An 11755-nucleotide genomic window follows, 5' to 3' on the forward strand; every position below is an offset into this window, starting at 1 on the left:
GTTCCGGGCCTGCTCAGGACGCGGCGGCTGCGCGCTCGCGAGCGCGCAGGTCCTTGCGCAGGATTTTGCCGGCGGACGACTTCGGCACCGCCTCGATGAACTCGACGCGGCGGACCTTCTTGTGCGGCGCGACGTGCTCGGCGACGAACGACATCACGTCCTCCGCGGTGAGACCCGAGTCCGGAGCCGCCACCACGAACGCCTTCGGGATCTCCTGGTGATCCTCATCGTCCACGCCGATCACCGCAGCGTCCATGATCTTCGGGTGCTGGAGCAACAGGGCCTCCAGCTCGGCGGGGGCGATCTGGTACCCCTTGTACTTGATGAGCTCCTTCAGGCGATCCACGATCGTGTAATAGCCGTCGCGGTGCGCCTTGGCGATGTCACCGGTGTGCAGGAAGCCGTCGGCGTCCAGCGTCTCCGCGGTGGCGTCGGGGCGGTTGAGGTAGCCGACCATGACGTTCGGGCCGCGCAGCCACATCTCACCGGGTTCGGTGAAGCCGTCCTCCCCGAACTCCGTGAGCTCCGCACCGGTCTCGGCGTCCACGAGCTTGCACTGCATGTTGGGAACGAGGCGGCCGATGGAGCTGATCGGGCTGATCTCGTCGTCGAAGCCGATCATGTGCGAGGCCGGGCTCATCTCGGTCATGCCGTAGCCCTGCCGGATCTTGGAGTTCACGCGCGTCGCGGCGAGCGTCGCGGTGTCGCCGTCCAGGGCCGCAGCGCCGGAGAACAGCATCCGGATGCTCGAGATGTCGTACTGGTCGACGATCGGGTGCTTCGCGAGCGCCACGGCGATGGGCGGTGCCACGAAGACGTAGGTGCACTGGTGCTTCTGGATCAGCTCGAGGAACTGGACGAGGTCGAACTTGGGCATCGGCACCAGCGCCGCGCGCTGGATGAGCGCCAGATTCAGCAGCACCGTCATGCCGTAGATGTGGAAGAACGGCAGCACGGCCAGCACGCGGTCCTCGGCGGACACATCGAGCAGGGTGTCCGCCTGCTGGACGTTGGCGACCAGATTCCGGTGCGTCAGCATCACGCCCTTGGGAAGTCCCGTGGTTCCCGACGAATACGGGAGCACCGCGATGTGGGTGGCGGGGTCGAAGGTGACGTCGGGGGCGGGTCGCTGCTCGACGAGCAGGTCGCGCAGGCTGGGGTGGCCGTCCGCGCCGTCCATGACGACGAGGTGGTCATCGTCGATGCCGTGTTCCGCGGCGGCAGCCTTCGCCTGGGCCAGGAAGGGGGAGATGGTGACGAGCCACGTGGCGCCGGCATCCCGCAGCTGGTGCGCGATCTCGTCCGCCGTGTACAGCGCGTTGACGGTGGTGACCGTGACACCTGCACGCAGCGCGCCGTGGAACACCGTGGCGAACGCCGGGATGTTCGGGCTCAGCAGGGCGAGGGTCGTGCCCACGCCCGCGCCGCGGGCCGCCAGCGCGCCGGCGAAGGCGTCGATCTGGCCGCGCAGTGCGCCATAGCTGGTCTCGGCGCCCGTGGCCGGGTCGATGAACGCGATGCGGGCGGCGTCCTCGTCGGTGAGGTCGGCGAAGAGATAGTCGTAGACGCTGACATCGGGAATGTCCACGTCGGGGAAGGTGCTCTCGAACACAGGGAACTCCATCGTTCAGGCGGCCTCGGTGCCGCTACCCAGGATTCAAGCACGTCAGGCGGCGGATTCGACCCGTCGGCGGCACGAAAATGTGCACGTTCATCCGTCCGATCGTCGGTGCGCCGGCGGGTCCACTAGGGTCGGGGAATGGTCGTGCGTGTGGTCTGCTGGGATTGGAACGGCACCCTGCTCGACGACGTGGACCGTTGCCTGGGGGCCATGAACCATGTGCTCGCGGCCTACGGGCTCGCGACGATCGCCGATGTCGAGGCGTATCGGGCGAGCTTCGGCTTCCCCGTCGCCGACTTCTACGCGCGCCAGGGCATCACCCCCGCGCAGTTCCGTGATGCTGCCGATCTGTATCTCCGTGTGCTCGACTCCTCGGCGCGCACGGCGCAGCTGCGACCGGACGCGCGCGAGACCATGCGGCTGCTGGATGAGCGCGGGGTCCGCCAGGTGCTGGCGTCGGCCACGCTGTCCGATCTCCTCCACGAGCAGCTGCGGCCCTTCGAACTGGCCGATCGGTTCGAGGCGGTGCTCAGCATCACCGACCCGTACGCCGCGTCCAAGCACGACGTCATCGCCGCGTGGGTGGATCGAGCCGGGGTGGATCCGGCGGACATGCTGATGGTGGGCGACACGAATCACGATCGCGACATCGCTCACGCGCTCGGCGCGCGCTTCGTGCACTTCGGCGGCGGACATCAGCATCTCGCCGATGCCCAGGCGGACCGCATCGGCGAGTTGCGGAGTCTTCTCGATCTGCTCTGAGCCGGCTAGGACGACAGCCGCAGGCCGAGGTGACCGGGCGGGGCCTCGGCGGCGCGAACGGCGGTGGCGTCGTCGATGAGCTGGCGGTTGCGGAGATCCGCGATGGCGCGGAGGAGATCCTCACGGATGGCGGCGAGACGCTGCGCCGGAAGAGCTGCCAGCCGCGTCGCGAGGGCGGTGGGCCGGCGCCTCGTGCTGAGCCAGCGCCGGTGGCGCTGCGGGTGCGGATCGCTGTCGAGGCAGTCCAGCACCTCGGGTTCGGCGTGGAATGCTGCGGCCTCGATCCGGCGCCAGTCGTCGGGTTCGAGCCGGCGCAGCCCACGCGCCAGTGTGGTCGCCGGTCCCACGTGCTCCATCGACATGCCGGGGAGCGTAGCGGGTGTGAGAGTCCGTGGGATGAACGATGCACGAACCTGACGGTGGGGTGGGAGTGGGGCGCAACGCTGTCGCGTCTTGTGCACGTGCACGATGCACGACCTAGGCTCGGACAACGAAGACGTGAGGAGTGATCATGGCGGAGAAGATCGACGTGACGGCCGTGGATGCGGCGGATCTGGTTCGGTATGCGGGGCTCTGGTACGAGATCGGCAGGCTCCCGCTGCTGCAGGAGCCCACCGATGGTGCGGACGTCACGGCGGAGTACACCCTGCAGGACGACGGCACGGTCCGGGTGGACAACCGCTCCTTCGACGGCGATGCCCGTCCGCGCCAGGCCGTCGGGGTCGCGCGGCCGACCGGCGGCGCGTTCAGCCGTCTCAAGGTCTCGTTCCTGCCGCAGGCGCTGCGGTGGCTCCCCTTCACGGAGGGTGACTACTGGGTGCTGAAGATCGACCCCGACTACACCGTCGCGCTGGTGGGCACGCCCGATCGCAAGCACCTGTGGCTGCTCTCGCGCACGCCGCGACTCTCCGGCGAGGTGGAGTCGGAGTTCCTCATGGAGGCGCAGCGGCAGGGCTTCGACCTGTCGGGGTGGATCCACACGCTGCAGACCGGCGGACGCGTCACCGACGACATGGTCGAATGAGCTTGCGTCTGCCCCTGGGGCAGGGCTGATCCTCGTGTTTCGGCGGTCTTTCGCCGACGCGATGAGGAAGAGGACATGGCGCGATTCACGATCGGCGAGTTCGCCGCACTGACCGGGCTCACCCCGAAGGCGCTGCGGATCTACGACCGGCTCGACCTGCTCGCCCCCGTGGCGGTCGATCCGCTCACGGGGTACCGCAGCTATGCGCCGGAGCAGGTGGAGCGGGCACGGCTGGTGGCGGCGCTGCGCCGTGTCGGCGTCCCGCTGGCACGCATCCGCACCATCACCGATCTGCCCGCGGCCGCAGCCGCCGCCGAGCTGACGTCGTACTGGCGCCAGACCGAGGCGGACCTGCGGTCGCGGCGCGTCGTCGTCCACGAACTCATCGCTGACCTTCGCAGACAGGAGATCGAGATGATGACGACGACGACGCCCGAGGTGCAGGCGGAGACCCTGCTGCTGCAGGGATCCCGAGCCGACCAGGCCGATGCGGTGATGGCGGGAGATGAGGTCTGGGCCGTGGCGGACGGTTTCGGGCCGGCCGGCGCGGCGGCCGCACGCCGCGCGGTCGGAGCCGTTCGATCCGCCGGGCACCGGGCTGATGCGCTGGAGGCGGCTTTCGCAGCCGCGGCGGCTGACAGCGGCGACGCGGAGAGCGGCTGCACCCTGACGGTGATGGCGCTCGCGGGTGACGTGGTCACGATCGCGCACCTCGGCGACTCGCGGGCCTGGCTGATGCGTGAGGGCGTGCTGCGTCAGCTGACCTTCGATCATTCGGAGGTGGCGGCGCTGGTGGAAGAGGGGCGGCTGAGCGATGAGGAGGCGCGGCTCCATCCGCGGCGGGCCGTCCTCAATCGGGCCGTCTCCGCAGCGCTGGATTCGGAGCCGGACATCACCGGCGTCCGCGTGGTGCGCGGCGACCGGCTGCTGCTGACGACCGACGGCGTGCACGCCACGCTGCCCACGGTGCGCATCGAGGAGATCCTGGCCGCGGGGACCAGCGTGGTCGCCGCACGGGACGATCTCGCCGCAGCGATCCAGGACGCCGGCGCTCCCGACAACGCGGCCGCGGTCATCATCGAGATCCGCGACTGAGTGCCGGGTCAGGACGGCAGGGAGACCTCCACGTAGAGTCCGCCGCCGGGGCGCGGATACAGCTGGAGCGAGCCGCCGTGCGCACGCACGATGGAGGCCGTGATGGCCAGCCCCAGCCCGACCCCGGCGGTGTCGCCCTCCGCGCGACGTGCGGTGCGCTCACCGCGCGCGAACGGCTCCGTGAACGTCGCCACGGCATCGGCCTCGAGCTCCGCCCCGGTGTTCTCCACGGTGAGCACCGAACGGGCGCCGGGACGGGTCTCCGTGCAGACCCACACCGTCGGTTCCACCGCGCCGCTGTACGCGATCGCGTTGCCCACGAGATTGGCCGCGAGGCGCACCAGCAGCACCGGGTCCCCGATCACGGGGGCCGGGTCGCAGCGTTCGATCAGGGTGACCCCGCGCTTCTCGGCCAGGGGCAGCGCGGATTCCAGCGCCTCCTCGGCCGCCAGCGACAGGTCCGCGGGCACACGGGTGACGGCCGTGTTGTCGACGCGGGAGAGCAGCAGCAGCGCTTCGATCGTGGCGGATGCGCGATCGTTGACGCTCGCCAGGCGCTGGATCAGCTGCTCGGTGTCCGCCTGCGGATCCGTGGCCGCCACCTCCAGCATCGTCCGCGTCACCGCCAGGGGCGTTCGCAGCTCGTGGGACGCGTTCGCCGCGAACCGGCGCTGTTCGTTGAGCCGGCCCTCCACCTGCGCCACCATGTCGTCGAAGACGTCGGCCAGGTCGTGCAGCTCGTCGCCCGCGCCGGGCATCGCTATGCGGTGCGACAGCGAGCCCTGGCTCACCAGCCGGGCGGCGTCGGTGATGGCGTGCACCGGGCGCAGCACCCGGCCCGCGAGGAACCAGCCTCCGATGAAGCCGGCGAGCACGACGAGCGCGTACGCCAGCGTGGCGCGAGGGAGGAACGCGTTGAGCAGATCCTGCTGATTGGGGATCCATCCCCGGTTCGCATCGTTCAGTGGACCCGTCGGCACGTACCGCACGGCGTATGCCAGAGCGACCGCCCAGATCACCCCGCCGGCGAGGGCGGCCACGCCCGCGTAGGTGAGCGTGAGCTTCATGCGGATGGACAGGCCGCGGGGGCGGTACGGGGCGTTCATGCGTTCTCGCCGAAGCGGTACCCCACACCCGGCACGGTGTGGATGAGCCCGGGCTCGCCCAGGCGCTTGCGCAGCGCCGAGATCGTGATGCGCACCGCGTTGGTGAACGGGTCGGCGTTCTCGTCCCAGGCGCGGGCGAGCAGATCCTCCGCGCTCACCACACCGCCCTCGGCGCTCATCAGGACCTCCAGTACGGCGAACTGCTTGCGTGTGAGGGGAATGTAGCGCCCGTCGCGATAGACCTCGCGCCGGAACGTGTCCAGGCGCAGCCCCGCTGCCTCGTGGACGGGCGGCAGGGTGGCGCGAGGCCGGCGGGCGAGTGCCCGCAGGCGCAGCACCAGCTCGCGCAGGACGAACGGCTTGGTGAGGTAATCGTCGGCGCCCAGTTCGAAGCCGCTCTCCTTGTCATCCAGCCGGTCAGCCGCCGTTGCCATCAGGATCCGCGTCCCGGCGCTCGAAGCGATGATCTGGCGGGCGATCTCGTCGCCCGACGGCCCCGGGATGTCACGGTCGAGTACCACTGCGTCGTAGGCGTTGATCGCCAGCAGCTCCAGCGCCGCGTCGCCGTCGAGAGCGAGGTCCGCAGCGATCGCCTCCAGGCGCAGGCCGTCGCGAATGGCCTCGGCCAGGAACGGCTCGTCCTCCACGATCAGTACTCGCATGCTCCGAGCCTACGGACCCGGGCATATCGCGGGCGTATCGATTTCGGCATACGCCCTCGCAACACGCGCCCGCGTGGAATGACCACTATGAACCGCACCCAGACACGCCCCCCGTTCCTGCTCCGCCTCACCCTCGTGGCGCTCGTGCTCACGCTGATCACCTGCGTGGTGGCTGCGGCGGTGTCACAGGCGCTGTCCCCGCGCCCGCAGGTGGCGGGTCAGGTCGAGCCGGCCGGTGAGATCGGGGAGGCCGACGGAATGGTGCCGGACGGTGACCCGCTGGACCCGGACGGATCGGAGGCCGCGATCGCCGGTCTGAACCGGGAGCTGCTGGCGGCGCTGCGGGAGGCAGCGAAGGCCGCGGAGTCCGACGGCATCGACCTCCGCGTCACGAGTGGGTGGCGCACCGAGCGGTATCAGCAGAAGCTGCTGGACGACGCCGTGGCGGACTACGGCAGCCTCGAGGAGGCGGCGCGCTGGGTCGCGACGCCGACGACGTCCGCGCACGTCCGGGGGGAGGCGGTGGACGTCGGGTTCACCGACGCCTACTACTGGCTCATGCAGTACGGAGCGCGCTGGGGGCTGTGCAACGTGTACAACAACGAGCCCTGGCACTTCGAGCTCACCGGAACGGATGAGTCGGGCGCCTGCCCGGTGCCCTACGCGGATCCCACCGAGGACCCCCGGCTGCAGGGCTGATCAGCGGACGACGGCGACGACGGACGTGGGGCGCGCGAGCACCTCGGTGCTGACCGATCCGAGCAGGAAACGGGCGATCGCGCCGCGACCGTGACTTCCCACCACCGCGAGACGAGCCGTGCGTGCGTGGCTGAGGATGACGGTCGAGGGGAATCCCGCCTCGACCTCCACCCGCACGTCCAGCTCCGGGTGCGCGTCCCGGATCCCCGCGACGGCCGCCGTGACGGTCTCCTCCGTGAGGGTCTGCAACGACGCCTTGTACTCGCTGGTGATGAGCACGGGGCTGGAGACCGCCTGCAGCGGGGTCCACACGCCCAGGGCGATCAGCGGCTCGCCGAGACGAAGGGCCTCACCGGCGGCGAACGCGATAGCCGCCTCGGAGATCGAGGATCCGTCGACGCCCACCACCACACCCGAGCGCTCCCGCTCGACGATCTCCGCGACCACGACCACGGGGCAGGCGGCCCCCGCCGTGATGCGCGAGCCGTGCTCGCCGCGAGCCCGCTGGTCGTCGGCCAGCCGGTCGCTGCCGATCACGAGCAGAGCGGCGTCCTTCGAGCGCTCCAGCAGCACCCGCACGGGGTCGCCGCTGATCGCCTCCGTGGCAATCGACAGTCCCGCCTCGCGCCGAGGGCGCACGATCTCCATCAGCCGCTGCTCGGTCTGGAACTCACGTTCGTCGCGCGCGGCCCGATCTCCCACGCTTCCGGTGGCGCCGCCGACGACGGAGATGACGTGGAGCTCCTGGCCCAGCGCTGCGGCACGGTCGGCTGCCCAGTCGAAGGCCCGCAGGCCCGCGTCGCTGTCGGTGATCCCCACGAGGATGGTGTTGCTGCCCATGATTCCCGTCCCTTCATGACGAGCCTCTCGCATCGGCTGACGGGGGACGATGCCCCGAGCCGTGAATATGGACGAGAGTCGCTCACGGATGGACACCGGCTTCGACAGACGACGAACGGGAGGTGTTGGAACCTCCCGCTATATCCAGGATACGCCAGGGAGGGGGCCTTGCCGCAAGGGCCCCTGCGGGGTGCACAATAGGGGACTCTGCGCCGACGCGGACACGGTGCGCACCCGTTCGGCACCGCGTCCGCCGGCTCGTGTGAAACCGGAGTTGATGCCTTGTCCCATTCCCCGTTCGCCCTGCCCGACTCCCTCTCCTTCAAGAACACCCCCGCTCTCATCGGCCCCGATGAGCAGCGCTTCGCCGAGATCGCCGCGGCGATCGACGACCAGCTCCTCGACACCGCTCGCCGTCTGGCCGAGGCCTCCCGCGGCGGCGGGAGCAACAATCAGGAGCGCCTCGACCGCGACTTCGCCGTGCGCCGTCTCGGCGCCAGGCTGCGCATGCTCCAGCGCTTCGGCGTGGACCTGTGCCTCGGGCGGATGACGCCGGCCGATGAGTCGGAGCCCGTCTGGATCGGGCGCCTGGGCCTCGCCGACGCCGACGGTAAGCGTCTCCTCATCGACTGGCGCACCCCCGCCGCCGAGCCGTTCTTCGGCGCCACGCACCTCGACCCCATGGGACTGGCCAGCCGTCGACGCTATCGATGGACCAGTGGCCGGATCACCGACTACTGGGATGAGGGCTTCACCCCCGACGCGCTCACGGATGCGGCGGCGCTCGACGATCAGTCAGCCTTCATCGCCAGCCTCGGCACGAGCCGTTCGGCGCGTATGCGCGACGTCCTCGGAACCATCCAGGCCGATCAGGACGCGATCATCCGCGACGAGTCCCATGGCGCGCTCGTGGTGGACGGCGGCCCCGGAACCGGCAAGACCGTGGTTGCCCTGCACCGCGCCGCGTACCTGCTGTACGCCGATCCCCGCCTGGACGAGCGACGCGGCGGCGTGCTGTTCATCGGCCCGCACCAGCCCTATCTGGCCTACGTGGAAGACGTCCTGCCGAGCCTCGGGGAAGAGGGGGTCCGCATCGGAACGCTGGACGACCTCGTTCCGGAGTCGGCGGATGCGATCCCTGAAGCCGATCCGCGCGTGCGGGCGCTGAAGCAGTCGCTGCCCCTGGTGGGCGCGGTGGAGGACGCCGTTCGCTTCTTCGAGCAGGTCCCCGCGCAGGACACCGTGATCGAGACCGAGTGGGCCGACATGCGCATCACCCCCGCCGACTGGGAGCGCGCGATGCAGGCCGTCGAGTACGGGGAGGTGCACAACGAAGCCCGTGGCGCGGTGTGGGAGGAGGTGCTGCGCATCCTGGTGAATCGCTACGGCGAGGATGCCGCCAATGCCCGGTACCTCCGCCGTGCTCTGGAGCGCGACGACGAGCTGGCCACGGCGTTCGATGCCGTGTGGCCCATCCTCGAAGCCGGCGACGTGCTGGCACGGCTGTTCTCCGATCCGGTCGCGCTCGCGGCCGTGGCGCCGTCGCTGTCCGCGGACGAGGTGGCGCTGCTGCAGCGGGATGATCCGCGGGCGTGGACCGATGCGGATCTTCCGCTGCTGGACGCGGCCCGTCTGCGGGTGGGGGATCCGGGCCGGTTCGCAGCACAGCGCGAACGTGACGCGGCGGAGGCCGTCGAACGTCGCTATCGAGCCGAGATCGTGGAGTACCTCGTGGACGCCGACGATGACGGCGAGGGCGCGATCATGATGCTGCGCGGTGAGGACAGCGCGGCCCTCCGCGAGAAGCTGGTGGACTGGGACGCGCTGCCCGGTCTTGCGCGCGACGAGATGTCCCGGCAGTTCGCGCACATCGTGGTGGACGAGGCGCAGGAGCTCACCGACGCCCAGTGGGCGATGCTGCTGCGCCGCGACCCCTCACGCAGCTTCACGGTGGTGGGCGATCGTGCGCAGGCGCGGGCCGGGTTCACGGAGTCCTGGCGCGAGCGGCTGGAGCGCGTGGGCATCCGCGATGTGCGCGAGCGTGGGCTGACTGTCAACTACCGCACCCCGGCCGAGGTCATGGCCGCGGCCGCACCGGTGATCCGCGCGGTGCTTCCGGATGCGAACGTGCCCACGTCGGTGCGGGAATCCGGCATCCCGGTACGCCACGGCTCGGTGTCTGAGCGCGATCACGTGCTGCGGGCGTGGCTGGACACTCATCCGCAGGGGCTCGCCGCCGTGATCGCCGACGACTCGTTTGCCTCGTCCGCCTTCGCGTCGCACGAGCGGGTCCGCTTCCTCACACCGGTGACGGCCAAGGGGCTGGAGTTCGACCTGGTGGTCATCATGCGACCCGACGCCTTCGGCGACGGCGTCACCGGCGCCGTCGACCTCTACGTCGCGATGACCCGCCCCACGCAGGAGCTTGTGCTCCTGTCGTAGCCCTCACTCGTTTCATTGCGCGCAAAACGCTCCTATTCCCCGCGAATAGGAGCGTTTTGCGCGCAATGAAACGGATGTCAGGAGACAGCTCGGGTGACCAGCGCGGCGATGCGCTCCTCGTCGGCGGCCGAGATATCGGTGATGGCGTAGACGATGGGCCACATCGTTCCCTCATCGAGCGCGGCGGCGTTCTCGAAGCCGAGGGAGTTGTAGTGGTCGCGGAACTTGCTCGCGTTCTTGAACCAGCAGATGACCTTGCCGTCGAGCGCATACGCCGGCATCCCGTACCACGTGCGAGGCTGCAGCTGCGGGGCCGTGGCGAGCACGACGGCATGCACCCGCTCTGCCACGGCGCGCTCGTCATCGGGCAGCTTGGCGATCGCATCGAGCACGTCCTGCAGCTCGGCAGCGGCCTTGTCCTCGGCGGCGGCGCGCTTCTGCTCCGCTCGGAGCTCGGCTGCGCGTGCCTTCACAGCGGCGCGTTCGGTGGCGGTCATGCGTCCTGCGCTGGTGTCGCTCATGGCTTCTCCCTTTCGTCTGACGCCACGTTACAAGTGCTCCACCCCGGTGCGCTTCTCCGAATCTGCCCGCTCCTCAGCCGGCCCGACTCCGGTGGGAGATCGAAAACGCACCCCGGAACGCGATCCGGGGTGCGTTTTCGATCTTTCCGGTTCAGTCGTCGTCGCCCTCGGCTTGCGAGGGGTGGCCGGCGGGGCGCGGATCGGCGGAATCACCGTCCCGGTCTGAATCCTCACCCTCGGCCTGGCTGGGGTGTCCGGCCGCGGCATCGTCGAACACGGCCGGCTCCAGGATTCCGGCGTCTTCGCGTGGCTCGTCAGCTGCGGTGTCCATGTCAGTCCTCTCCTTCTGCTCCGGCGCCGAAACCCACGCCGGGAGCACTCTCCACGTCGTCGGGGAAGCCCGTCGGACGTTCGTCATCGGGGAAGCCGGGATCCGGATCATCGTCGATCCCGCGCTCGTCGGCATCAGCGGGCTCGGGGGCGATGGTCGGATCGGGGCTGAGGAAGTCCGCGTCGTCCGCGGACGGGGCGACGCGATCGGGGCCTGGGATATCGGTCATGCTGCACCTCCGTTCGCCGGGTGCGACCCGTGTGTATTTTGCACCCGGTCTCTCCACGTTACGCCGCTGAATCGTAGGCCGACACCCCCCTCGCGAAGCCCGGGCGAGCGCGAGACGGTGGAAGGTCAGTGGATCCCGCGAGAGAACGGAGAGGACATGCCTCAGCGCAACTCATCGATCAAGGACGAGAAGGTCTACCGCGCCCTGCGGCGCGAGGGCGCATCGGAACAGAAGGCGGCACGGATCGCCAACGCCTCCGCGCGCGATGGCCGATCCGCCGTGGGGCGACGCGGCGGCGACGCCGAGCCGTACGACGAATGGACCGTTCCCGAGCTGCGCAAGCGAGCCAAGGAACTCGGCATCTCGGGCTACTCGGGAAAGCGCAAGGGCGAACTCATCAGTATGCTGCGCAACTCGTAGCGA

14 protein-coding genes are annotated in these 11755 nt (G+C 69.9%); 6 read left to right on the forward strand and 8 right to left on the reverse strand.

Features of this window, described 5'->3' with window-relative positions; all coding sequences use genetic code 11:
* Window positions 1-13: 13 nt before the first annotated feature.
* A complete protein-coding gene (locus tag ACIQJ5_RS00275; RefSeq protein ID WP_231091015.1) occupies window positions 14-1612 on the reverse strand; it encodes an AMP-binding protein in 1599 nt (532 codons plus the stop codon).
* Between the two features lie 147 nt (window positions 1613-1759).
* On the opposite strand from ACIQJ5_RS00275, the gene ACIQJ5_RS00280 reads away from it, so the two are divergent.
* A complete protein-coding gene (locus ACIQJ5_RS00280) occupies window positions 1760-2383 on the forward strand; it encodes an HAD family hydrolase (RefSeq protein ID WP_231091014.1) in 624 nt (207 codons plus the stop codon).
* Between the two features lie 5 nt (window positions 2384-2388).
* Here the strand turns inward: ACIQJ5_RS00280 and ACIQJ5_RS00285 are convergent, their stop codons facing one another.
* Window positions 2389-2745, reverse strand: coding sequence for a hypothetical protein (locus ACIQJ5_RS00285; RefSeq protein ID WP_231091013.1), 357 nt, complete (start codon window positions 2743-2745; stop codon window positions 2389-2391).
* 149 nt (window positions 2746-2894) lie between these two features.
* On the opposite strand from ACIQJ5_RS00285, the gene ACIQJ5_RS00290 reads away from it, so the two are divergent.
* Together ACIQJ5_RS00290 and ACIQJ5_RS00295 are read left to right on the forward strand one after the other, a co-directional pair.
* Window positions 2895-3407, forward strand: a complete 513-nt coding sequence (locus tag ACIQJ5_RS00290; RefSeq protein WP_402839653.1) for a lipocalin family protein — start codon at window positions 2895-2897, stop codon at window positions 3405-3407.
* Window positions 3408-3482: 75 nt separating this feature from the next.
* Window positions 3483-4502, forward strand: coding sequence for a MerR family transcriptional regulator (locus ACIQJ5_RS00295; protein ID WP_231091011.1), 1020 nt, complete (start codon window positions 3483-3485; stop codon window positions 4500-4502).
* 8 nt (window positions 4503-4510) lie between these two features.
* On the opposite strand, the gene ACIQJ5_RS00300 is transcribed toward ACIQJ5_RS00295, so the two are convergent.
* Window positions 4511-5608, reverse strand: a complete 1098-nt coding sequence (locus tag ACIQJ5_RS00300) for a sensor histidine kinase (protein ID WP_402839656.1) — start codon at window positions 5606-5608, stop codon at window positions 4511-4513.
* A complete protein-coding gene (locus ACIQJ5_RS00305; RefSeq protein ID WP_231091009.1) occupies window positions 5605-6270 on the reverse strand; it encodes a response regulator transcription factor in 666 nt (221 codons plus the stop codon). Before ACIQJ5_RS00305 ends, ACIQJ5_RS00300 begins: the two co-directional genes overlap by 4 nt.
* Window positions 6271-6357: 87 nt before the next feature.
* On the opposite strand from ACIQJ5_RS00305, the gene ACIQJ5_RS00310 reads away from it, so the two are divergent.
* Entirely contained in the window at window positions 6358-6969 is a 612-nt protein-coding gene (locus tag ACIQJ5_RS00310) for a M15 family metallopeptidase (RefSeq protein ID WP_402839661.1), read from the forward strand.
* Here ACIQJ5_RS00310 and ACIQJ5_RS00315 read toward each other — a convergent pair whose 3' ends face one another.
* Window positions 6970-7809: a universal stress protein gene (locus ACIQJ5_RS00315; RefSeq protein ID WP_402839663.1), complete on the reverse strand. Its 840-nt coding sequence runs from the start codon at window positions 7807-7809 to the stop codon at window positions 6970-6972.
* 282 nt (window positions 7810-8091) lie between these two features.
* On the opposite strand from ACIQJ5_RS00315, the gene helR reads away from it, so the two are divergent.
* Window positions 8092-10251 (forward strand): RNA polymerase recycling motor ATPase HelR, encoded by a 2160-nt coding sequence (helR, locus tag ACIQJ5_RS00320; RefSeq protein WP_402839666.1) that lies wholly within the window; start codon window positions 8092-8094, stop codon window positions 10249-10251.
* A gap of 77 nt (window positions 10252-10328) precedes the next feature.
* Here the strand turns inward: helR and ACIQJ5_RS00325 are convergent, their stop codons facing one another.
* From ACIQJ5_RS00325 to ACIQJ5_RS00335, 3 genes are all read right to left on the reverse strand, one after another.
* On the reverse strand, window positions 10329-10772 hold the full coding sequence (locus tag ACIQJ5_RS00325) for an iron chaperone (RefSeq protein ID WP_231091005.1): 444 nt from the start codon (window positions 10770-10772) through the stop codon (window positions 10329-10331).
* Window positions 10773-10923: 151 nt separating this feature from the next.
* A complete protein-coding gene (locus ACIQJ5_RS00330) occupies window positions 10924-11103 on the reverse strand; it encodes a hypothetical protein (protein ID WP_402839669.1) in 180 nt (59 codons plus the stop codon).
* Between the two features lies 1 nt (window position 11104).
* On the reverse strand, window positions 11105-11332 hold the full coding sequence (locus ACIQJ5_RS00335; protein WP_231091003.1) for a hypothetical protein: 228 nt from the start codon (window positions 11330-11332) through the stop codon (window positions 11105-11107).
* Between the two features lie 156 nt (window positions 11333-11488).
* On the opposite strand from ACIQJ5_RS00335, the gene ACIQJ5_RS00340 reads away from it, so the two are divergent.
* Window positions 11489-11752 (forward strand): Rho termination factor N-terminal domain-containing protein, encoded by a 264-nt coding sequence (locus ACIQJ5_RS00340; protein WP_402839672.1) that lies wholly within the window; start codon window positions 11489-11491, stop codon window positions 11750-11752.
* Window positions 11753-11755: the final 3 nt, after the last annotated feature.

The sequence above is a fragment of the Microbacterium sp. GXS0129 genome (assembly GCF_044769785.1).
GTDB lineage: Bacteria > Actinomycetota > Actinomycetes > Actinomycetales > Microbacteriaceae > Microbacterium > Microbacterium nymphoidis.